Raw genomic sequence first — 20448 nt, 5'->3', positions numbered from 1 at the left:
GGGGGGGCCCCCTGGCCGGGGGCTCCACACGGGCCCCCCCCCGGGGCGGTGGCGCCGAAGGCGACGGAGAGGTGTTCCAGGAAACGCCAGCGTCTCACTCCGCTGGAACACCCCTCAACCGTCTCGGCGCTATCGCGCCGATCCACCTTCTCCCACAAGGGGAGAAGGAAAAGGCGCCGTTACTTCGCCTTTGAAAACGCCAGCCACACGCCGCCGCCGACCAAAAAACTGCCGCTGATCCTGGACATCAGCTTGATGCGGCTGGCCGAGAGCAGGCGGCCGGCGCGGCTGGCGGCGAGCGCGTAGGTCGAGTCCGAGACGGCGGCAAAGATCATGGCGGTAAGGCCCATGACGACGATCTGCAGGGTGTAATTGCCCTGCGGGGCGATGAATTGCGGGAAGAAGGCGCCGAAGAACACCAGGGTCTTGGGGTTGCTCAGCGCCACGAGCAGGCCCTGCAGGAAGAAGCCGCCGCGCGGCTTTCTCGCGGTGCCGTCGGCATTCAGCGCGCCCTTGGAACGGAACATCTGCACCCCCATCCAGATCAGATAGGCGGCGCCGATCAGGCGTACCCATTCGAACCAGTGGCCCATGCCCGATATCAGCGTGTTGAGGCCGATGCCGACAATGGCGATCATCACGGCGAGCCCGGCCTGCGTGCCGGCGACATTGGCAAGGCCGGCGCGGTAGCCATGGCGGATGCTGTTGGCGATGATCAGCGTCACAGTCGGACCGGGCACCAGGATGATGACGATGCAGGCAAGGACATAGGCGGCGTAGAGTTCCAGCGACATGGGGATTTCCTCGAGGATGCGCTTAGGCGGCTGGCTGCAATCAATGCATGGCGGCGGGGCTGGTGCAAGCCGGTCGCAGACCGTGCCGCCCCTCGCGTCAGGACGCCCCCACCTGCCAAGGCAAGGTCGCCTCATAGGCCGCTCCGGCCCTGAGCACGGCGAGGTCGCCGCGCGGCCGGCCGATCAACTGCATGCCCATGGGGCGGCCTTTGTCGTCGAAGCCGACAGGCACGTTGAGCGCCGGACAGCCGCCGAGCGTGGCGAAGGCCGAAACCTGCATCCAGCGATGGTAGCTGTCCATGGCGCGTCCGGCGACCTCACTTGGCCAATGCGTGCCGACTTCGAAAGGAAACACCTGCGCCGTCGGCAGCGCGATGAGATCGAAGTGCTCGAACAGCGACAGCAGCGTCCGGTGCCAGGAGGTGCGGATGACCGAGGCCGCGCGGATCTGCGGCGCCGTCAGTCGCATGGCGTTCTCCACCTCCCAGACGGCTTCCGGCTTCAGCAGGGCGCGCTTGTGCGGGTCGTCATAATGGACTTTCAGCGCCGAGCCGCTGCTCGCCTGCCGCAGCGTCACGAAGGCTTGCCACAGTGCCTCGAAATCGAAATCCGGCAGCAAGGGCTCGGTCAGGAAGGATGCCTCCGCGAAGCGGCCGAGTGCGGCCTCGCACAGGTCGAGGATGCCAGGCTCTACCGGCAGGTGACCGCCGAGATCACCGAGCCAGCCGACGCGGCCGCCGCTTGCCGGCGTTGCCAGCCCTTCGAGGAACGAACCAGGCTTTTCCCAGGACAAGGGCGCATGCGGATGGTAGCCCGCCTGCACATCGAGCAGCAGCGCCATGTCCCTGATGCTGCGGCCCATCGGTCCGTCTATGCCCATCTGGGCATGAAAGACTTCAAGATCCGGCCCGCCGGGGACAAGGCCCTGCGACGGGCGGAAGCCATAGACATTGTTCCACGCCGCCGGATTGCGGAGCGAGCCGCCGAAATCGCTGCCGTCGGCGACCGGGACCATGTCGAGCGCAAGGGCGACCGCTGCGCCGCCGCTCGAGCCGCCGGCGGTCAGCGCCGGATCGAACGCGTTCAGCGTCGGTCCGAAAACATTATTGTAGGTGTTGGATCCCAGCCCGAATTCGGGAACGTTGGTCTTGCCGATGATGATGCCGCCGGCCTTGCGGATGCGCTCGACGAAGAAATCATCCTCCTGTGGCACGAAATCGGCGAAGATCGGCGAGCCGAAACTGGTCCTCAAGCCGCGCGTCATGGCGAGGTCTTTTATCGCCATCGGCAGGCCAAACAGCGAGCCGGCCGGCCCGCCTTGCGCTAGATGCGCGTCCGCCGCGTCGGCCTCGCGCAGGATGTCGGAGCGCTCGCGCAACGAGACGATGGCGTTGACCAGCGGGTTTACCGCGTCGATGCGGTCGAGGAATGCGGCGACCAACTCGCGCACGGACAGGCGGCGCAGCCGGATCGCCTCGGCCAGGTCGACAGCGGACATCCGGCAGATGTCGCCGGCGGGGGGCACGGCGTGCTTCGTTGCGGGGCGCAGGGCTGTCATCCGGCGTTGTTGCGCAGGGCGGTGTCGACATCCGCCGCCAGCGGGATGGCCGGCTGGGCGCCGGGCTTCAGGCAGGCGAGCGAGCCGGCGGCTGCGGCGCGGGTGAGAGCCTGCTCCAGCGGCAGGTTGGACGCCAGCCCGGCGGCGAGATAACCGCAAAAAGTATCGCCGGCCCCGACGGTGTCGACCGGCGTGATCTTCAGCGCCGGCACGGTCAGGAAATCCTCCGGGGTCGCCGCCAGCACGCCGTCGCCGCCGAGCGTGACGACGATGGTGCGGCCGGTTTTGCCGGCGAAGTCGCGCATGCGCGCCGGGCGGTCGCGGCCTTTCAGCGACAGCGCCTCGCCGTAAAGGTCGAATTCGGTTTCGTTGGCGACGGCGTAGTCGGCCTTGCCGAGCAACGCTGCCGCCTCGCTACGGAACGGCGCGGTGTTGAGCACGGTGACGGCGCCGGCGGCGCGTGCGGCGTCAAGCGCTGCATCGACGGTCTGCAGCGGGATCTCGTGCTGCAGCAGGACGACGTCGCCCTTCGCAAGGAAAGCCTTGGCGAGATCGCCGGGCAGCACCGAATCATTGGCGCCCGGCACGACGGCGATGACATTCTCGCCATCGGCGCCGACGAGGATCAGCGCCGTGCCGGTGGAGGCGAAGCTCTGGCCGACGCCGGAGAGATCGACCTTGCCGGCCACGAGCAAAGCGAGGGCTTCGGTTGCGAAATTGTCCTTGCCGACGGCGCCGACCATGCGCACCTTGGCGCCGGCGCGCGCCGCAGCCAGCGCCTGGTTGGCGCCCTTGCCGCCGGGCGCGGTGGTGAAGCCGGAGCCGCGAACCGTCTCGCCCGGCGAAGGCAGGCGGTCGACATTGGCGATAAGGTCGAGGTTGATCGAGCCGACAACGATGATCAAGAAAGCCTCCTGCGGAATGCGCGGGAAGCTAACCTGTAAGCCGGCGGCTTGCCAGAGCGTGCGGATGTTTTGCGCCGGGAGCTCGCAAAAAGAAAAACACCGGCGAAGGGATTTCGCCGGTGTTGTTTGATGCGGGCAGCTTCAGGACGCGGTCTGGCCCGCTTCCCAACCGAGGATGGCGCGTTTGCGGGTCAGGCCCCAGTGGTAGCCGGTGAGTGCGCCGGACTTGCCCAGCGCCCGATGGCAAGGGACGACGAAGGACAATGGGTTGGCGCCGACCGCCGCCCCCACCGCCCGGCTGGCGTTTGGCGCGCCGATCCTGGAGGCGATCGAAGAATAAGTGCAGGCCTTGCCCATCGGGATCCTGAGCAGCGCGTCCCAGACGCGCAGCTGGAAGTCGGAGCCGATCATCACCACGCGCAGCGGCTGGTCGGCGCGCCACAATGTCGGATCGAAGATGCGCGCCGCATAGGGCTGGGTGGCGCTCATGTCCTCGACATAGGTGGCGTTCGGCCAGCGGCCCGACATGTCGGCGAAAGCCGCCCGCTCGCCGCCCGGATCGTTGAAGGCGAGCCCCGCAAGGCCACGGTCGGTGACCATGATCAGGGCGATGCCGAAGGGCGAGATGTGGTAGCCGTAGCGGATGGTCAGGCCGGCGCCGCGCGTCTTGTAGTCGCCCGGCGACATCGCCTCGTGGGTGACGAACAAATCGTGCAGCCGGCCGGGGCCGGACATGCCGAGTTCGAACGATGTTTCGAGGAGCGGCATGCCGGAATCGAGCAGTTTGCGGGCATGGTCGAGGGTGACCGCCTGCAGGAAGGCTTTTGGCGACAGGCCGGCCCAGCGGGTGAACAGCTTTTGCAGGCCCGTGGGTGTCTCGCCGACATCGGCTGCCAGGGCTTCCAGCGAGGGCTGGTCGCGATAGTCGAGGCTGATCTTCTCGATGGCGCGGCGCACGACCTCGTAGTCGCTGCCCTCGGGGGTGATGTCGTGCTGCAGGATCGCTGTCGGTTTCATCTGCGTATTCATGGTCATCTGGGCGTTCATGGCAATATCTCCTTGACCGCGAATATCGGTCTTTCCGCCCCTTGCAACCACCCGAAACTTGCCTTGTTGCCGCCTGTTCCCAGATAAATACTGGATTGCGCCCCGGGAGATGCCAATGGCCGGCGAAAGGGTGAATCTGAGCGGAGCAAGGGAGACCTTGCTGATGACGCTTTATGGCAAGGCACTGGAAAGCCGGCTGCCGCATTCGCTGCTCGGGGATCGCTTCGCCGACGAGGCCGTGCGCAAGATCGACTATGATTTCTCGCGCCTCAAGGTCGACACCAATCTCGGCATCGGCCTGGCGATCCGGGCCAAGACGTATGATGTCCGCGTTCAGGACTTCATCGCCAGAAATCCCGGCGCCATCGTGCTGCATCTCGGCTGCGGGCTCGATACGCGCATTTTCCGTGTCGATCCACCCGAAGGCGTGGAGTGGTTCGATGTCGATTTTCCGGATGTCATCGCGCTCCGGCGCAAGCTTTACCCGTCCCGGGACCACTACCACCTCGTCGGCTCTTCGGTAACCGACCCAGACTGGCTGGCAGAAGTGCCGCGCAATCGTCCGGCCGTCGTGGTGATGGAGGGGTTGACGCCTTATCTCCCGGTAGAGGAGGGGCCACGGCTGCTGTCACGCCTTGTCGCGCATCTTGCCGGCGGCGAGCTGATGTTCGACGCCTACAGCCACTTCGGCCTGAAGATGCTGCGCCTCAATCCGACCATCAGGGCGACGGGCGCCGAGGTTCACTGGGCGATCGACGACCCGCAGGTACTGGAGCGTGCCGTTCCGAAGCTGCGCTTTGTCGACGATATCTCGGCCTACAGCGCGGAACGCACAGCGCATATGAGCTGGTCCGCAAAACTGTTCATCGGGCTCTGGAGACACATTCCCGCATTGCGCAAGGTCGGCAGGATTTTACGCTACCGGTTCTGACGCGCCGGCTCTAACGCGTCCTGGCTTTTGTCAGAGCACGTGAAAATGCAGTGGCAAAACTCTCGCGGGAGTCAGGGTCCAGGAATGACCCGATCGGCACATTCTGTCCTTGTGCTTCCACCGTCATCCTGGTGATGCCGATCTCGGCATGGCGAGCGACGGAAAAGCGTGCCCAGAACGGGTTGAAGCGATGCGCTTCCGACTTTCCCGAGGGCGCCGTCTTGCGGATGTCGAGGCTGGTGCGCGACACCGACACTTCCTCGCGGGCACGGGCGGCACGATAGTTTGCGCGGAAGGCGATGTAGACGGCGATGACGTCGAGGCCGAAGAAGCCGAACACCGGCCAAGCGCCGCGCGACAGGAAAAACGCCCCGGTCACCACCCAGCCGAACAGCAGCGCGCCCATCAGCACGGCAAAGCCGGTGCGGCCCAGCGAGCGGTGCGGTGTCAGCAGCGCCTGGAAGAATGGCTCGTCGGCCTGAAACGAGGCGTTTGTGTCGCTCATCCCAGGATATTATAGGAGGGATATGGCCAGCCCCAAGTCCAAAAATCTTTCCCTATCCAAAAGTGAACTGCCGCCCGGGCGGCGCGACGGCTCGAATGCCAAGCCGCGACCGCGGCCGGCGCGGCTCCGTTCGCTCTACAGCGCCGCCGAGGTGCATGAGATCTTCCGGCGGTTTTCGGTGCAGCGGCCCGAGCCGAAGGGCGAGCTCGAGCACGTCAACGCCTTCACGCTGCTGGTGGCCGTGGTGCTGTCGGCGCAGGCGACCGATGCCGGCGTCAACAAGGCAACGCGGGCGTTGTTCAAGGTCGCCGACACACCTGAAAAGATGCTGGCGCTGGGCGGAGCCAGGGTCGGCGAGTACATCCGCACCATCGGACTCTGGCGCAACAAGGCCAAGAATGTCGTGGCGCTCTCGGAGGCGCTGATACGCGATTACGGCGGCGAGGTGCCCAGCGAGCGCGATGAGTTGGTCAAGCTGCCGGGGGTCGGGCGCAAGACCGCCAATGTCGTGCTCAACATGGCATTCGGCCAGCACACGATGGCGGTCGACACCCATATTTTCCGCATCGGCAACCGCCTCGGCCTGGCGCCAGGCAAGACCCCGGAGCAGGTCGAGGAAGGGCTGCTGCGGATCATTCCGGATGAGTATATGCGCCATGCGCATCACTGGCTGATCCTGCATGGCCGCTATGTCTGCAAGGCGCGCAAACCCGATTGCCCGGCCTGCGTCATTGCCGATCTCTGCAAGGCCGAGGTGAAGACGACCGATGTGCCGGCGCCGCTGGTGGAAATCGCGGCGCCCGGCGTCCCGACAACTAGCTTTCCTCCACGAACACCTCTTCGCGCTTCTTCTTGACCGACGGCAGGAAGACGACGACGAGCACGGCCAGTGCGACGAGCAGCAGGCCGGCGCTGATCGGCCGCGTCACGAAGGTCGAAGGGTCGCCGCGCGACAGGATCATGGCGCGGCGCAGGTTTTCCTCGAGCAGCGGGCCGAGCACGAAGCCGAGCAGCAGGGGGGCGGGTTCGCAGCGCAGCTTGGTCAGGATGTAGCCGAGCAGGCCGAAGAATGCCACCGCGTAGAGATCGAAGGCGTTGGTGTTGACGCTGTAAACGCCGATCGAGCAGAACGCCATGATGATCGGGAAGAGCACATAATAGGGGATCGTCAGCAGCTTCACCCACAGCCCGATCAGCGGCAGGTTCAGCACGATCAGCATCAGATTGCCGATCCACATCGAGGCGATGATGCCCCAGAACAGCGCCGGCTGCTCGATCGCGACATTGGGGCCGGGCACGATGCCCTGGATGATCATGGCGCCGATCATCAGCGCCATGACCGGATTGGCCGGAATGCCCAGCGTCAGCATCGGAATGAAGGAGGTCTGGGCGCCGGCATTGTTGGCCGATTCCGGTCCGGCGACGCCGGCAATGGCGCCCTTGCCGAACTCCTCCGGGTGTTTCGACACGCGCTTTTCGACCGTGTAGGAGGCAAAGGCCGCAAGCACCGCGCCGCCGCCGGGCAGGATGCCGAGCGCCGAACCGATGATCGTGCCGCGCACGATGGGCGCGGCCATCGCCTTGAAGTCGTCGCGGGTCGGCATCAGGCCGGAGACCTTTTTGATCATCACCGAGCGCTCGTGCTCGTTTTCGAGATTGCGCAGGATCTCGGCAACGCCGAAGACGCCGACCGCCACCGCGACGAAGTTCAGCCCGTCGGCATATTCGCGGATGCCGAGCGTGAAGCGCGGCGTGCCGGTGTAGATGTCGGTGCCGACAATGCCGAGCAGCAGGCCGAGCACGACCATCGCCAGCGCCTTGACGATCGAGCCGTGGGCGAGCGCGATGGACGAGACGAGGCCGACGATCATCAGCGAAAAATATTCGGCCGCGCCGAATTGCAGGGCTATTGCCGTCAGCGGCGGGGCAAAGACGGCGACGAGAAAGGTCGACACCGTGCCGGCGAAGAACGAGCCGATCGCGGCGATCGCCAGAGCCGCCCCGGCGCGACCGTTCCTGGCCATCTGGTAGCCGTCGATGGCGGTCACGGCCGAGGAGGATTCGCCGGGCATGTTGATGAGAATGGCGGTGGTCGAACCGCCATACTGGGCGCCGTAGTAGATGCCGGCCAGCATGATGAGGGACGAGACCGGGTCGCCGATCTGGAAGGTGATCGGCAGCAGCATGGCGATGGTTGCGGTGGCGCCGATGCCGGGCAGGACGCCGATCAGCGTGCCGAGCAGAACGCCGATGAGGCAAAAACCCAGATTGGCCGGCGTGGTGGCCGTCGAAAAGCCGAGTTCGAGGTTCCTGAGGAGGTCCATCTCAGCGCCTCACAATGCCAGCCATTGGGGCAACCAGGGGCCGAAGCGCTGGAATGGCAGCCCGAGCGCGTAGCTGAAGACCAGCACCGAAAACAGCGTCAGGCCGGCCGACAGCAGAAGTGCCGTCAGCGGCTTCATGCGGGCGCTGGCAAAAGAGGCGATCAGCGCCGTCAGGAAGATCGACGGGACGAAGCCGAGGCCGCGCACGGTCATGCCGAAAAAGATCGGCGCCGGCAGGATGAACAGCATGCCGCGCCACGCAATGGGGCCGATCGGCTCGCCCTCGACGCGCACCGCCTGGACGAGGATGATGGCGCCAAGCACGATCAGCACGATCGCCAGCACCAGCGGGAAATAGCCCGGTCCCATGCGGAAGGCGGTGCCGATTTCGAGGCCGAGCGATTGTATCGCGAAAAAGGCGCCGAAAAAGATGAACAGCGCGGCGCACAGGCCGTTTGTCCTGTCGATGGCGAAAGGTTTCATGGCGGTCCTCCCTGACCCTTGCGACGGCTGCCGTTGCAAATGTGAAACGGACGTCGAAGCGAAAACGGGGCGCCGGCAGCGCCCCGTTCAAGCCTCAGTCGGCGTATTGGCCGGCGGCTTCGATGATCGGCTTCCAACGCGTGATCTCGCCTTCCAGCTTGGCCTTCAGCGCTGCCGGCGTCGCGTCGGACTCGGACGACGGCTTGGTGCCCAGTTCGGCAAAGCGGGCGATGACGTTGGGGTCCTTCAGCGCGACCTGGAGCGATTTCGACAGTCGGCCGGTGATCTCGGCCGGCGTGCCCTTCGGCGCATAGAGGCCGTGCCAGATGCTGACCTGCACCGCGGGCAGGCCGGCTTCGATGGTCGTCGGCACGTCCTTCAGCACGTCGAGGCGTTCCGGCGTGGTGACGGCATAGGCCTTGATCGTGCCGCCCTGGATCTGCTTGGTGGTGTTGGTGGTCTGGTCGCACATAATGTCGACCTGGCCGCCGAGAAGGTCGGTCATGGCCGGGCCGGTGCCCTTGTAGGGTACGGTGACCAGCGGCGTGCCGATGGCGCTCATGAATAGCATGCCGCACAGATGCGAGGCAGCGCCGATGCCGGCATTGGCTACAGTGATGGTGTCCTTGTTGGTCTTGGCGTATTCGACCAGCCCTTTCAGGTCGGCCGGCTCCAGGTCCTTGCGGGCGACGATCGCCATCGGCACCTCGGTGACGAGGCCGACATACTCGAAGGCGTTCAGCGTGTCATAGGCGAGTTTTCTGTAGAGGGTCGCGCTGGTCGCCATGCCGATGTGATGGAGGAGCAGCGTGTAGCCATCCGGGTCGGCGTTGGCGACGCGGCCGGCGCCCAGCGTGCCGCCGGCGCCGCCGACATTTTCGACGATGATCTGCTGGCCAAGATCCTTCGACATGGCTTCGGCGACGAGCCGCGTAACCGTGTCGGTCGGACCGCCGGCCGCAAACGGCACGACGACGGTGATGGTGCGCTCGGGATAGGTCTGTGCGCTGGCGGCGAACGAATAAAGCGAGACGGCCGCGGCGGCGGCCAGGGCGGCTACAATTTTCCTCATCGTAATTCTCCTCCCAGGATATCAATCTCCGATCGCTGTGCAGGTCAGGCAGCGACGGTGCAACAAAGGCAAGCTAACAGATTGTCGCCTGACGCAAACTGCAAAATACAGCCGTGCGCAACCATGGCGATCAGTGCGGAGTATGCCCGGCGGAGATGGGTTTGGTGTTGGCGTTGCTTCAATAACCGTAGCCGCGCGCCATCGCCGCCGCGAAGATCGGGATCAGCAGGAAGATGAAGGCTTCGGCGCGCACATAGGTCTTCACCGAGGCGAGTTCCGCCACCGGCACCTGAAAGCCGGGATTTGCACTGGCTTGCCGCTTCCAGGAGATGAAGCGGATGGTCGGGATGATCGACAGCAGGCCAACGATGCCGAATGCCGCCATCTTGGCCCAGAACACCCAGTTGTAGACGTAGAATTCCCAGCCCTTCAGGCCCTAGATGACGCGGCAGATGCCGATGATGATGATCAGCATGGCGATGATGCCATAATGGCGGTCGATGCCGGCAAGCCGCTTGAGCGTGGCGGCGGAGAGGTCGCCGCGGATCAGGACAAATTCGGCGCCGATGATGCCGGCCAGCGACAACACCAGCAGATGATGGAAAATGGCAAGCACGAGATCGGTGGTGTCCATGGCGTTCTCCTCCCATTGGCGGTATCGAGACCGGCCCTTGCCGGACCGGTTGCGAAAGGTAGCATCGTTCGGCAGAATTCCCAGAGGCGGACCTGGGTTGGACCATCGGCGTCGCCATCCTGACAGCTGGGGTTTTCTGAAATGACCGGACTGAAGCGCGCCCTGAACCCGATGCCGGACGACATCCGCATCGCCCTGACCGAAAAAGGACTGACAGCGGCCTACGAGGCGCGGCCGGACTACCAGAAGAACGATTATCTCGGCTGGGTCGCCCGCGCCAAACGCAGCGACACCAGGCAGAAGCGGCTCGACCAGATGCTGGACGAATTGCGGCGCGGTGGGCTCTACATGAAGATGGTCTGGCACGGCTGAAAGTAAGCCGACGCTGTTCGCTTCGACCGTCTGGTCGCGCCAGGCCGTTCGGAAGCTTCCCTGGCTGAATGATGATCCGGCTTGGCCCTTGTCCGGGCGCGCTGGTTTGCTAAACGCTGACCGTCAACGGAGGCAGAGTTTCGTGGGCAGTCCAAAAACAGCCGGCGTCCCGGTTCTCGAAACGGAACGGACCATCATGCGGGCGCACCGGATCGAAGATTTCGACGACTATGCCGTCATGTGGGCCGACCCCGTCACCACCCGTTTCATAGGCGGCAAGCCGCGGACGCGGGAGGAAAGCTGGATGCGGTTCCTGCGGCATGCCGGCCTGTGGTCGCTGCTCGGCTACGGCTTCTGGGCGGTCGAGGACAAGGCCAGCGGTCGCTTCATCGGCGAAGCCGGATTCCACGACCTGAAGCGCGACATCGAGCCGTCGCTCGAGGGCATTCCGGAAGCCGGCTGGGCGCTGGCGCCGCAAGCGCATGGCAAGGGTCTTGCCAGCGAAGTCGTCAGAAGGGCCCTGGCCTGGGGCGACGAAACCTTTGCCGGCGCGAGAACCGTCTGCATCATCGATCCGGAAAACACCGGCTCGTTGAACGTTGCGGCAAAGTGCGGCTACACCAAGGTCCTGGAAACCACCTATCACGACGGGCTGACGATCCTGCTCGAACGGCGGGTGTGAAGCGCTTCATCGACGCAATTTCCACGTTCTGCCAGGGTTGGCTATTCTAATCTAGCTACGCAATTCCTGTGGGAAAACCGCTCACACTTTTCCTGGAATTGCTCTTTGGGGGAGCCGACCATGCGTGCGATCAATGCGATATTTCTGAAGCTTTTCTGGGCGGGGCTGCTGCTCCTGGCGGCCGTGCAACTGGCGGGCGCCGATGCGACGGTGCCGACCGCCGACATCGAGGGCGGTGCCGACAATCATCTGGCCAAGCGCTACGAGGGGTCGTTCATCGTCTCCTACGAAAAATTCGCCTATACCGATTTTACAGTGCCGCTGTCGCCGCTGAAGCCGAGCGCCGATCCGGATGCCCGTGACACGATGAACAACCGTGTGTTCGCGCCGGACAAGAAGGCTGAGGTCGAAGGCGCGCTGACCCGCATCGCCTATGTGCTGCCGGCCGGGCGCTCCCCGCTCGAAGTGCTGCGCAACTACCAGGATGTGATCGCGGCCGCCGGCGGCGAAGTCCTGTTCGAATGCAAGAAGGAAGAGTGCGGCGGCGCCGCCGACCGGTCGTCGAGCGGTGGCGGCGGCGACATGAGCCTGATGATGTATTTCTTCCATGAAAGCGACGTCAAGGACGCGGCCTTTTCCAATGGCGCCTGTGCGGTAACCACCGGTATCAACGACCAGCGCTTCTTCGCTGCCAAGGTGCCGCAGGATGGCGGCGACGCCTATGTCACTGTTCAGGCCTATTCGCTGATCGACGACCTCTACTGCAAGGAACTCAACGGCCGCACCATCGCCGTCGTTCAGGTGCTGGAGCCCAAGGCGCGCGACAAGAAGATGGTGGTGGTCGAAGCGGCCAAGATGGCGGATTCGCTGTCGGCCACCGGCTCCATCTCGCTCTACGGCATCTTCTTCGACACCGACAAGGCCGACATCAAGCCGGAATCGGAACCGACGCTGAAGGAGATCTCGACGCTTCTGACCAACGAGCCCGGTATGGCGGTGATCGTCGTCGGTCATACCGACAACCAGGGCGCCTTCGACTACAATATCGATCTGTCGTCGCGGCGGGCGCAGTCGGTGAAGGCGGCGCTGGTCTCGAAATACGGCATCGATGGCGGCCGGCTGACCGCCGCCGGCGCCGGCATGATGGCGCCCGTCGCCAGCAATGACGGCGAAACCGGCCGCGCCAAGAACCGCCGTGTGGTGCTGGTCAAGGCGAACTGAGGCCGATCACGGTTTCAGCGCCGGCTAGGCGCGCTGCCTGCTCCAGCATCGAGGCATCCTCGCCGAAGGCGCGGGTGGCGCGAGCGGCGGCCTCCAGCAGGTCCGGTGTCATGCGGCGCAGGAACGCCGTGTCGACGCGTGTCGACGGGCCGGCGAGCGTCAAGGCGCCGAGCAGAACGCGGCCCGGTCCGAACACCGGCACCGAGACGCCCGCCGTCTCAGGGTCGCGGTCGCCGATCGACAGATAGTGGCAGGCGTTGCGGATGGTCTCGTATGGTTCGCCCGGCTGGCCTGAAAACGCTGCCAGCACGCGGCCGCCAGAGCCGGTGAGCAACGGCAGCAGGTCGCCTTCCCGGATCGTGTAGCGGATCGGGTGCTTGGATTCGACGCGGTAGAGACAGGTGCGGGCGTCGCCCGAGCGGACATAGAACGCCACGCTTTCCCAGCTGCGTTCGGCAAGATCGCGCATGATCGGCAGCAAGATGTCGACCGCCACGACCGAGCGCTGGTAAAGCGCGCCAAGCCGGAAGGTGGCGGGTCCGATGCGGTAGCGGCCATCGTCGAGCCGCTCCAGCAACTGCCCACGCAGCAATGAGTTCGCTAGCCTCAAAATGGTGCTTTTGTAGAGCCCGGTGCGCGCCGCGATCTCGGCCAGGCTGAGCGAGCGGTCGGCGGTCGCGAACGCGTCGAGAATGGCGATCGCGCGGTCGAGCGCGGCAACACCATCGGCCGGCAACGGCTGGGATCGCGCTTCGGTCATCTCACGAACAGTTTCATTCCAGTTTACCTGCTCGGACAAAGGCCGGCCGAAGCGATTGTGCCGCACATCCATGGTTCTGTCTAGTAGAACAGCGTTCCTGTTGACAGAACGTACCGAAATCGGCATGAATTTTTGCCGAGCGGGTCTGTTTTCAGGCTACGTTTCTGGCAGGCACCGGAGGAGGTGTCGTGATTTGGAGGAATCCCATGCTGAACAGACGCAGATTTTTGATGAGCACCGCGGCCGCAGGCGCTGCCGGATTCGTTGCAACGCATTTGACGCCCGCCCTCGCTCAGGATGCACCGCAGATCCAGATCTTCGTGCCGGCCGCGCCCGGCGGCGGCTGGGACCAGACGGGGCGCACCATCGACCAGGTGCTGCGCAGTGAAAAACTGATCTCCGGCTCGCAGATCACCAATGTCGGCGGCGCCGGCGGCACGGTCGGCCTGCCGCAGTTCATCAGCCAATGGAAGGGCAAGGGCAATTCGCTGATGGTGGCCGGCATGGTCATGGTCGGCGCCATCATCGCCAACAAATCGGCCAACAACCTCTCCGAAGTGACGCCCATCGCTCGCCTCACCGGCGAGTTCGAGGCGCTGGTGGTGCCGGCGGATTCGCCGTTCAAGACGGCCGGCGATTTCGTCGCCGCGCTCAAAGCGGATCCGACCAAGGTTCCGGTGGCCGGCGGCTCGGCCGGTGGCTCCGACCACATCCTGTTCGGGCTGATCGCCAAGACGGTCGGCGTTCCGGCAACCAACCTCTCCTATGTGCCTTTCGCCGGCGGCGGCGAGGCGCTGTCGGCGCTGCTCGGCAACCAGGTGGCGGCCGGCATTTCCGGCTTCGGCGAGTTCTCCGAGCAGGTCAAGGCGGGCGCGCTTCGGCTGTTGGCGATCTCCGCCGACAAGCGCCAGGACGGCATCGACGCACCGACGATGAAGGAAGCCGGCATCGACGTCGAACTGTTCAACTGGCGCGGCGTATTCGCACCGCCAGGCGTCTCCGACGCCGACAAGGCGGCGATGGTCACGATGATCGAGACCATGGCCAAGAGCGATGCCTGGGCAGCCGAATGCAAGAACCGCAACTGGACCCCCATCCTTCTGACCGGCGACGATTATGCGAAATTCCTCGTCGACGACACCGCCCGCATCACCGCGATCCTCAAGGATCTCGGCCTCGCCTGATGTCTTCAGGGGCGGCCACGGCCGCCCCTTCCGACATTAGCCTGCGAGATGGACATATCATGCGCTGGGAGTGAAACTGCGGATGCGGCCGGCGGGAGGATGCCGGCCATCTCGGGAGGACATCGATGAGCACCAGCGACCAGCAGCCGGCGCCCCCGCGCCTTGCCATGCCCGAATTGTTGATCGGCATCGGGCTTCTCGCCTGTGCCGCGGCCGTGGCGTGGCAGACCCTGGCGATCCCGGTTTCGCCGCTCTATTCCAAGGTCGGGCCGACCGTCTTCCCCTACATCACCATGACAGGCATGATCGTGCTTTCGCTGCTGCTCATCGTCGCCGCGCTGCGCGGCGGCTGGCAGCCGCAGGAGGAAAAGGAAACGCCGACCGACTGGAAGGCCATGGGCATCGTCGTTGCCGGCCTGGTCGCCAATCTGGTGCTGATCCAGCCGCTCGGCTTCACCGCCGCCTCGGTCATCATGTTCGTGCTCGTCTGTTATGGCTTCGGCAGCAAGCACACGCTGCGCGATGCGCTGACCGGCCTGATCCTGGCGCTTGCCGCCTATTTCGGCTTTGCCAGGGCGCTCGGCGTCAACATTGGCGCCGGCTTCATCGAAAACCAGCTGAACACGGTGATCGACGCGATCATCGCCACTGCGAGGGGCTGACGCCATGGAGACGCTCGGCCATCTCGCCCACGGATTTTCCGTCGCTTTCTCGCCGATGAACCTGCTGTGGTGCCTGGTCGGCACCACGCTCGGCACGGCCATCGGCGTGCTGCCCGGCCTCGGGCCGGCGCTGACCATCGCGCTGCTGCTGCCGATCACCTACCAGGTGGCGCCGGAGGCGTCCTTCATCCTGTTTGCTGGCATCTATTACGGCGCCATGTATGGCGGCTCGACGACCTCGATCCTGCTCAACACGCCGGGCGAAAGCGCCACCATCGTCACCGCGCTGGAAGGCAACAGGATGGCCCGCTCGGGTCGCGGCGGCGCGGCACTGGCGACCTCGGCGATCGGCTCCTTCGTCGCCGGCACCATCGGCACGATGGGCGTCGCCTTCCTGGCCCCGGTGGTGGTGAAGTTCGCGCTCGCCTTCGGGCCGGCCGAATATTTCTCGCTGATGGTGCTTGCCTTCATCACGGTGTCGGCGGTGCTCGGCTCGTCCTCCGTGCGCGGCCTCACCAGCCTGTTCATCGGTTTCGTCATCGGCATGATCGGCGTCGACCTGCAGACGGGACAGCCGCGCTTCACCTTCGGCATGAACGAACTGCTCGATGGCGTCGATGTCATCATTGCCGCGGTCGGCCTGTTTGCCGTCGGCGAGACGCTCTACATGGCCTCGCGCCGCTATGCCGGCAAGGACGAGATCGTGCCGCTCAAGGGCTCGCTCTACATGACCGCGGCCGAATGGGGGCGCTCGTGGAAGCCATGGCTGCGCGGCGCTTTCATCGGCTTCCCGATCGGCGCCATGCCTGCCGGAGGCGCCGAGATCCCGACCTTCCTGTCCTACGCCATCGAAAAGAAGCTGTCGAAGCACAAGGAGGAGTTCGGCACGGTCGGCGCCATCGAGGGCGTTGCCGGACCGGAAGCCGCCAACAATGCGTCTGCCGCCGGCGTGCTGGTGCCGATGCTCACCCTTGGCCTGCCGACCTCGGCGACCGCCGCAATCATGCTGTCGGCCTTCCAGAGCTACGGCATCAATCCGGGACCGCTGCTGTTGACGACGCAGGCCGATCTGGTCTGGGGCCTGATCGCCAGCCTGTTCATCGCCAACGTCATCCTGGTCGTTCTCAACCTGCCGCTGATCGGGCTGTGGGTACGGCTGTTGAAAATCCCGGCGCCGCAGCTCTATGCCGGCATCCTGGTGTTCGCCACCGTCGGCACCTACGGCATCTCGCAATCGCCGATCGACCTCGTCATCCTCTATCTCCAGGGGGCCGCCGGCTTCCTGATGCGGCGCTTCGATTTCCCGACCGCGCCGGTCATCATCGGCATGATCCTGGGGCCGCTTGCCGAAACGCAGTTCCGCCGGGCGATGACGATCTCGAACGGCGACTGGTCGGTGTTCTACACCCACAAGCTGTCGCTGGTGCTGCTGATCCTTGCCTTCATCGGGCTCGCCGGTCCGCATATCTGGGCCTTCATCGAGCATCGGCGCCGGCGCGGACCCGAGCATGTGCCGGGCGATGCCTGAGCGACCTGGAGCATCATGACCGATCTGCTTGCCGGCATCCGCATTCTCGACCTGACCAATGTGCTGGCGGGCCCTTATTGTGCCTACCAGCTGGCGCTGCTCGGCGCCGATGTCATCAAGGTCGAGACGCCGCAAGGCGGCGATCTGGCGCGCCAGCTCGGCGCCTCGCCGGCGCTCAACGAGGCGGGGATGGGCGCGTCGTTCCTGGCGCAGAATGCCGGCAAGCGATCGGTGGTGCTGGATCTCAAAAGCGAAGCCGACCGCGAACGCTTCCTCGATCTCGTCGCCTCCGCCGATGCGCTGGTCGAGAACTTTCGACCGGGCGTGATGGGGCGGCTGGGGCTTGGCTATGAGGCGCTGAAAGCGGTTCGTCCGGGTCTCGTCTATTGCGCCATATCGGGGTTCGGCCAGACCGGGCCGATGCGCGACAATCCGGCCTACGACCAGATCATCCAGGGGCTGTCCGGCATCATGAGCATCACCGGCACGCCGGAGACCGCACCCTTGCGGGTCGGCTATCCCGTCGCCGACACGCTGGGCGGGCTGGTCGGGGCCTTCGCCATCGCCGCGGCGCTGGTCAAGCAGAAGACCTCGGGCGAGGGCGCGTTTCTCGATGTCTCGATGCTCGAATGCACGCTGTCGGCGCTGGGCTGGCCGGTGTCCAACTATCTGACCGCCGGCGTCGAGCCGCAGCCGATGGGCAATGAGAACATGACGGCTGCGCCCTCCGGCGCGTTTCGCACCGGCGACGGCCTGCTCAACATCGCCGCCAACAAGCAGGAGCAGTTCGTCACGCTTTGCCGGCTGATCGGCCAGCCGGAACTGGCCGACGATCCGCGCTTTGCCGAGCGCGAGACGCGCAAGCAGAACCGCGCTGTGCTGAAGGTGCTGATCGAGACGGCCTTGGCGAGCGCCTCGGCCGCAGCCTGGGAGGAAAAATTCAACCGCGCCGGCGTGCCGGCGGGCCGGGTGCTGACGATCCCCCAAGTGCTTGGCGAGCGCCAGGTGGTCGAGCGCGACATGACCACGCGTTTCCAGGGTCTGCCCGGCATGGCGCAGCCGCTGACCGTGGTGCGCGGCGGCTTCATGGTCGATGGCGCGGCACCCTTGCCGGTCCTGCCGCCGCCTGTGCTGGGCGAGCATATGGACGAGGTTTTTTCCACCCTGCCGCCGCGCGCCAGGAGAAGCGCGTGAGCGAGAGAAAAACCGGCCGCGAACGCGGCGAGGAATGGTGGCAGACCGGCATCATCGAGATGAGCCCCGGCATTATCCGGCTGCGCGGCTATGAAATCCAGGAGCTGATCGGCCGCGTCAGCTTTCCGGCCACGATCTGGCTGATGCTGCGCGGCGAATTGCCGAGCGAGGAGCAGGCGGCGCTGCTCGGCATTGCGCTGGGGGCGGCCGTCGACCACGGGCCGCAGGCGCCGTCGATCGCCATTGCCCGCATGGCCATCACCTGCGGCGTCGGCATCAACAGCGCCATGGCGTCCGCCGTCAACGTGCTGGGTGACGTGCATGGCGGCGCCGGCGAACAGGCGCTGTCCTTCTATGGCGACATTGCCGTGGCACTTGACCAGGGTGTTGCGCTGGACCAAGCCGTAGCCGCACGGCTCGACCGTTTCTTCGCCGAGGAGAAAGGCTATGTGCCGGGATTTGGCCATCGCTTCCACCCGGTCGATCCGCGCGCGCCGCGCCTGATCGCAGTGACGCGCGAGTTTGCCGCGCGCGGCGTCGTCAGCGGACGCTTTGCCGACATCGCCGAGGCCGTCGAATCAGAGGTGGCACGGCGCAAGGGGAAGAAAATACCGCTCAACATCGACGGCGCCACCGCCGTCATCTATGGCGAGCTCGGCTTTCCGCCGCCGTTGACGCGCGGCCTGTTCGTGCTCTCGCGCTCGGTGGGCATCCTGGCGCATGCATGGGAACAGTCGCAGCAAAGCGAGCGCAACAAAGGGCCGCTGCCGCGCGAATGGCTGTGGGCCTATACGGGCACGCCGCTGCGGCCATTTCCCGCTGAGGGGGATGAGGGTCCCGCTGAAGGGGACGAGGGCAAGTGAGGTTGGTCAGGCCGGGTCCGGCACTGCCGGCTGAGGCGGCGCCAGGTTGGCCATCAGCGTCGAGAGATCCGGCTCATCGATGAGCAACGCCGCGTCCTGCGGCTTGAGCCATGCCCGCTGGCGGCTCTTGGCCTCCTGCCAGTTGGCCAGTTCCTCGGACACCTCCAACAGATAGACGACGACGTCGACGCGCACGAAATTGTGCTCCAGCCGTTTCCAATAGGAATAGCTGCCGGCCGGCGCCTTGCGGGTCTTGCCGAGCACGCCGGCTTCTTCGCGCGCCTCGATGGTGGCGGCCTTGCGCCCGCTCTTGCCTTTCATGGGCCAGCCCTTGGGCACGATGAACCGCTTCGTCGCTCGCGACGTCACCAGCATCACTTCGAAATTGCCTGAAACGTCCAGGCGAAAGGGAATGGCGGCGACCTGGCGAATGCGTTCGCCTCGCCTTGCCTTGCGTACCGCCTTTTTCTTGGTCGTCGCCATGTGCTGAAAATCCGGTCGGCGGGCGCACCGCCGCACGCCGCCTGCAAACCCCTGATATGCCCGCGAGGCAATGAGGCATTTTTAGTAAATAAGTCGACTAAGTAAATCGCAAGCGACCGATATCAACGGCAAACACGCACAATCTGGTTGTTGACGATCTGAATCGGACAAGCTTGCCGGACGACGGGCACTTCGGGGCGCGGCTGCGGCACGATCCGACGGTCCTGCTCGCGATATTGCTGCTGCTGTTGCTGGAACTGCTGCCGCTGCAGGCTGTTGCGCAATTGCTGCAGCTGGTTCTGCTGGATCAGCCGGTTGGCGCTGGGATTGACGGACTGAGCCGCAGCAGATTGCATGATGCCGGCGAGCGTTGCCGCCGCCAGCATTGCCGACATGAGAACTGTCGATAGGCGAAGCGTCGACATCAGTTCATTCCCGTACAGATATAGCCTCCTCTCTATATAGGGCGTTCGTCTCGATCTGCCATGGGCCGGTCTGCCATGGGCCGATCTGCCACGGGTTGGCGAAATCCCTGAGGAAGCGGCCCGGCCGCACTTGACAGAAAAGATCGATTGACCGCTCTATCTGGCGCGGATCTCGGCCTCAATCGCGGCTGACTCGAGGCACAATCGGGAGCATATTGATGAAAAGCAGGCAAGTATATTTCGCGGCGCTACTGGGCAGCATCTGTATTCTTGGCCCGGTGGCAGTCGCGGCGCAAACCAAGACCGACAAGGCGGCGCCTGCCGCCGCAGCGCCCGCCCCTGCTGCCGGCCCGACATTGCCTGGCGGCGCCTCGGCGCTGTCCGAGACACATGGCGACTGGACGGTCAATTGCCAGGTAACCGGCACGGCCAAGGTTTGCAGCCTGTCGCATCAGCAGTTCAACAAGCAGTCCAACCAGCGCCTGCTGGCCATCGAGCTGTCGAGCAAGAGCGGCGAGGATGCCACCGGAACGCTGGCGCTGCCGTTCGGCCTGGCGCTCGCCAAAGGCGTCAGCCTGACCATCGACGACCAGAAGCTGGAAGGCAGCCTGCCGTTCAACACCTGCCAGGCCGTCGGCTGCCTGGTGCCGGTGGCGTTCGATGCCAGCGTCACGCCGCTGCTCAAGGCAGCCACCACGCTGAAGATCGACGCCTTCGCGGCCGACACCGGTCAAGCGGTGAGTTTCACCATCCCGCTCAACGGCTTCGGCGGCGCACTGGCACGGACGGCGGAATTGTCGGTCGACTGAGCAGCGAGCGCG

General features: G+C 65.2%; 22 protein-coding genes and 1 pseudogene. 11 read left to right on the top strand and 12 right to left on the bottom strand.

The genetic code is table 11. The features are described 5' to 3' along the window. Positions 1–179: 179 nt before the first annotated feature. The 4 genes from NKI15_RS30225 to NKI15_RS30210 all read right to left on the bottom strand — a co-directional run bounded on the left by NKI15_RS30225 (position 180) and on the right by NKI15_RS30210 (position 4304). A complete protein-coding gene (locus NKI15_RS30225) occupies positions 180–794 on the bottom strand; it encodes a LysE family translocator (RefSeq protein WP_023704199.1) in 615 nt (204 codons plus the stop codon). Positions 795–891: 97 nt separating this feature from the next. Beyond that, entirely contained in the window at positions 892–2352 is a 1461-nt protein-coding gene (locus tag NKI15_RS30220) for an amidase (protein ID WP_352515312.1), read from the bottom strand. Then, the gene (locus NKI15_RS30215; RefSeq protein ID WP_023704197.1) at positions 2349–3257 is read right to left on the bottom strand and encodes a ribokinase; all 909 of its coding nucleotides are present in this window, start codon (positions 3255–3257) and stop codon (positions 2349–2351) included. The genes NKI15_RS30220 and NKI15_RS30215 overlap by 4 nt, the downstream gene beginning before the upstream one ends. Before the next feature lie 141 nt (positions 3258–3398). Continuing rightward, a complete protein-coding gene (locus NKI15_RS30210) occupies positions 3399–4304 on the bottom strand; it encodes a methylated-DNA--[protein]-cysteine S-methyltransferase (protein WP_023669734.1) in 906 nt (301 codons plus the stop codon). A 115-nt stretch (positions 4305–4419) separates the two neighbouring features. Between NKI15_RS30210 and NKI15_RS30205 the strand changes: the two genes are divergently transcribed. Next, the gene (locus NKI15_RS30205) at positions 4420–5235 is read left to right on the top strand and encodes a class I SAM-dependent methyltransferase (protein WP_023704196.1); all 816 of its coding nucleotides are present in this window, start codon (positions 4420–4422) and stop codon (positions 5233–5235) included. Between the two features lie 10 nt (positions 5236–5245). Here NKI15_RS30205 and NKI15_RS30200 read toward each other — a convergent pair whose 3' ends face one another. After that, positions 5246–5740, bottom strand: a complete 495-nt coding sequence (locus NKI15_RS30200; protein WP_023669732.1) for a DUF2244 domain-containing protein — start codon at positions 5738–5740, stop codon at positions 5246–5248. Between the two features lie 22 nt (positions 5741–5762). Here NKI15_RS30200 and nth point away from each other — a divergent pair, with 22 nt between their 5' ends. Next, on the top strand, positions 5763–6596 hold the full coding sequence (nth, locus tag NKI15_RS30195) for an endonuclease III (RefSeq protein ID WP_023707573.1): 834 nt from the start codon (positions 5763–5765) through the stop codon (positions 6594–6596). Here the strand turns inward: nth and NKI15_RS30190 are convergent. The 4 genes and pseudogenes from NKI15_RS30190 to NKI15_RS30175 form a co-directional block, all read right to left on the bottom strand. After that, positions 6556–8064 (bottom strand): tripartite tricarboxylate transporter permease, encoded by a 1509-nt coding sequence (locus NKI15_RS30190; protein ID WP_023683079.1) that lies wholly within the window; start codon positions 8062–8064, stop codon positions 6556–6558. The genes nth and NKI15_RS30190 overlap by 41 nt on opposite strands. 9 nt (positions 8065–8073) lie before the next feature. After that, on the bottom strand, positions 8074–8547 hold the full coding sequence (locus NKI15_RS30185) for a tripartite tricarboxylate transporter TctB family protein (RefSeq protein WP_023686558.1): 474 nt from the start codon (positions 8545–8547) through the stop codon (positions 8074–8076). A 94-nt stretch (positions 8548–8641) separates the two neighbouring features. Continuing rightward, positions 8642–9619 (bottom strand): tripartite tricarboxylate transporter substrate-binding protein, encoded by a 978-nt coding sequence (locus NKI15_RS30180; RefSeq protein ID WP_023704194.1) that lies wholly within the window; start codon positions 9617–9619, stop codon positions 8642–8644. A 178-nt stretch (positions 9620–9797) separates the two neighbouring features. Further along, positions 9798–10253: pseudogene (locus NKI15_RS30175) on the bottom strand (DUF2214 family protein). A 141-nt stretch (positions 10254–10394) separates the two neighbouring features. On the opposite strand from NKI15_RS30175, the gene NKI15_RS30170 reads away from it, so the two are divergent. The 3 genes from NKI15_RS30170 (at position 10395) to NKI15_RS30160 (ending at position 12528) form a co-directional block, all read left to right on the top strand. Further along, positions 10395–10625, top strand: a complete 231-nt coding sequence (locus NKI15_RS30170; RefSeq protein WP_023683083.1) for a YdeI/OmpD-associated family protein — start codon at positions 10395–10397, stop codon at positions 10623–10625. A gap of 196 nt (positions 10626–10821) precedes the next feature. Continuing rightward, positions 10822–11307, top strand: a complete 486-nt coding sequence (locus NKI15_RS30165; protein ID WP_352887879.1) for a GNAT family N-acetyltransferase — start codon at positions 10822–10824, stop codon at positions 11305–11307. Positions 11308–11427: 120 nt separating this feature from the next. Continuing rightward, positions 11428–12528, top strand: a complete 1101-nt coding sequence (locus tag NKI15_RS30160) for an OmpA family protein (protein WP_023704192.1) — start codon at positions 11428–11430, stop codon at positions 12526–12528. Here NKI15_RS30160 and NKI15_RS30155 read toward each other — a convergent pair. After that, complete coding sequence (locus NKI15_RS30155; protein ID WP_023686553.1) at positions 12515–13288, bottom strand: IclR family transcriptional regulator; 774 nt, start codon at positions 13286–13288, stop codon at positions 12515–12517. The genes NKI15_RS30160 and NKI15_RS30155 overlap by 14 nt on opposite strands. 206 nt (positions 13289–13494) lie before the next feature. On the opposite strand from NKI15_RS30155, the gene NKI15_RS30150 reads away from it, so the two are divergent. From NKI15_RS30150 to NKI15_RS30130, 5 genes are all read left to right on the top strand, one after another. Further along, positions 13495–14472, top strand: a complete 978-nt coding sequence (locus NKI15_RS30150) for a Bug family tripartite tricarboxylate transporter substrate binding protein (protein ID WP_023686552.1) — start codon at positions 13495–13497, stop codon at positions 14470–14472. A 125-nt stretch (positions 14473–14597) separates the two neighbouring features. Further along, positions 14598–15134 (top strand): tripartite tricarboxylate transporter TctB family protein, encoded by a 537-nt coding sequence (locus tag NKI15_RS30145; protein ID WP_023683087.1) that lies wholly within the window; start codon positions 14598–14600, stop codon positions 15132–15134. 4 nt (positions 15135–15138) lie between these two features. Then, positions 15139–16662 (top strand): tripartite tricarboxylate transporter permease, encoded by a 1524-nt coding sequence (locus tag NKI15_RS30140; RefSeq protein WP_352887875.1) that lies wholly within the window; start codon positions 15139–15141, stop codon positions 16660–16662. Positions 16663–16677: 15 nt separating this feature from the next. Next, on the top strand, positions 16678–17856 hold the full coding sequence (locus NKI15_RS30135) for a CaiB/BaiF CoA transferase family protein (protein WP_031196007.1): 1179 nt from the start codon (positions 16678–16680) through the stop codon (positions 17854–17856). Beyond that, on the top strand, positions 17853–18719 hold the full coding sequence (locus NKI15_RS30130; protein WP_031196006.1) for a citryl-CoA lyase: 867 nt from the start codon (positions 17853–17855) through the stop codon (positions 18717–18719). The genes NKI15_RS30135 and NKI15_RS30130 overlap by 4 nt, the downstream gene beginning before the upstream one ends. 6 nt (positions 18720–18725) lie before the next feature. Here the strand turns inward: NKI15_RS30130 and NKI15_RS30125 are convergent, their stop codons facing one another. Together NKI15_RS30125 and NKI15_RS30120 are read right to left on the bottom strand one after the other, a co-directional pair. Then, entirely contained in the window at positions 18726–19202 is a 477-nt protein-coding gene (locus NKI15_RS30125) for an NUDIX hydrolase (protein ID WP_023669717.1), read from the bottom strand. A 122-nt stretch (positions 19203–19324) separates the two neighbouring features. After that, positions 19325–19597, bottom strand: coding sequence for a hypothetical protein (locus NKI15_RS30120; RefSeq protein WP_023669716.1), 273 nt, complete (start codon positions 19595–19597; stop codon positions 19325–19327). A gap of 248 nt (positions 19598–19845) precedes the next feature. Here NKI15_RS30120 and NKI15_RS30115 point away from each other — a divergent pair, with 248 nt between their 5' ends. Next, entirely contained in the window at positions 19846–20436 is a 591-nt protein-coding gene (locus NKI15_RS30115) for an invasion associated locus B family protein (RefSeq protein ID WP_352544912.1), read from the top strand. The last annotated feature ends 12 nt before the right edge of the window (positions 20437–20448 follow it).

It is taken from the genome of Mesorhizobium sp. M0862, from assembly GCF_040319795.1.
GTDB lineage: Bacteria > Pseudomonadota > Alphaproteobacteria > Rhizobiales > Rhizobiaceae > Mesorhizobium.
The sequence above is the reverse complement of the archived record's forward strand: the minus strand, read 5'-3'. Positions and strand labels throughout refer to the sequence as shown.

Bases quoted from the DNA above. Each gene is read 5' to 3' on its own strand.
- NKI15_RS30225 (WP_023704199.1), bottom strand. From the start codon at position 794: ATGTCGCTGGAACTCTACGCCGCCTATGTCCTTGCCTGCATCGTCATC.
- NKI15_RS30220 (WP_352515312.1), bottom strand. From the start codon at position 2,352: ATGACAGCCCTGCGCCCCGCAACGAAGCACGCCGTGCCCCCCGCCGGC.
- NKI15_RS30210 (WP_023669734.1), bottom strand. From the start codon at position 4,304: ATGAACGCCCAGATGACCATGAATACGCAGATGAAACCGACAGCGATC.
- NKI15_RS30205 (WP_023704196.1), top strand. From the start codon at position 4,420: ATGGCCGGCGAAAGGGTGAATCTGAGCGGAGCAAGGGAGACCTTGCTG.
- NKI15_RS30200 (WP_023669732.1), bottom strand. From the start codon at position 5,740: ATGAGCGACACAAACGCCTCGTTTCAGGCCGACGAGCCATTCTTCCAG.
- nth (WP_023707573.1), top strand. From the start codon at position 5,763: ATGGCCAGCCCCAAGTCCAAAAATCTTTCCCTATCCAAAAGTGAACTG.
- NKI15_RS30190 (WP_023683079.1), bottom strand. From the start codon at position 8,064: ATGGACCTCCTCAGGAACCTCGAACTCGGCTTTTCGACGGCCACCACG.
- NKI15_RS30185 (WP_023686558.1), bottom strand. From the start codon at position 8,547: ATGAAACCTTTCGCCATCGACAGGACAAACGGCCTGTGCGCCGCGCTG.
- NKI15_RS30180 (WP_023704194.1), bottom strand. From the start codon at position 9,619: ATGAGGAAAATTGTAGCCGCCCTGGCCGCCGCCGCGGCCGTCTCGCTT.
- NKI15_RS30170 (WP_023683083.1), top strand. From the start codon at position 10,395: ATGACCGGACTGAAGCGCGCCCTGAACCCGATGCCGGACGACATCCGC.
- NKI15_RS30165 (WP_352887879.1), top strand. From the start codon at position 10,822: ATGCGGGCGCACCGGATCGAAGATTTCGACGACTATGCCGTCATGTGG.
- NKI15_RS30160 (WP_023704192.1), top strand. From the start codon at position 11,428: ATGCGTGCGATCAATGCGATATTTCTGAAGCTTTTCTGGGCGGGGCTG.
- NKI15_RS30155 (WP_023686553.1), bottom strand. From the start codon at position 13,288: ATGACCGAAGCGCGATCCCAGCCGTTGCCGGCCGATGGTGTTGCCGCG.
- NKI15_RS30150 (WP_023686552.1), top strand. From the start codon at position 13,495: ATGCTGAACAGACGCAGATTTTTGATGAGCACCGCGGCCGCAGGCGCT.
- NKI15_RS30145 (WP_023683087.1), top strand. From the start codon at position 14,598: ATGAGCACCAGCGACCAGCAGCCGGCGCCCCCGCGCCTTGCCATGCCC.
- NKI15_RS30140 (WP_352887875.1), top strand. From the start codon at position 15,139: ATGGAGACGCTCGGCCATCTCGCCCACGGATTTTCCGTCGCTTTCTCG.
- NKI15_RS30135 (WP_031196007.1), top strand. From the start codon at position 16,678: ATGACCGATCTGCTTGCCGGCATCCGCATTCTCGACCTGACCAATGTG.
- NKI15_RS30125 (WP_023669717.1), bottom strand. From the start codon at position 19,202: ATGGCGACGACCAAGAAAAAGGCGGTACGCAAGGCAAGGCGAGGCGAA.
- NKI15_RS30120 (WP_023669716.1), bottom strand. From the start codon at position 19,597: ATGTCGGCAATGCTGGCGGCGGCAACGCTCGCCGGCATCATGCAATCT.
- NKI15_RS30115 (WP_352544912.1), top strand. From the start codon at position 19,846: ATGAAAAGCAGGCAAGTATATTTCGCGGCGCTACTGGGCAGCATCTGT.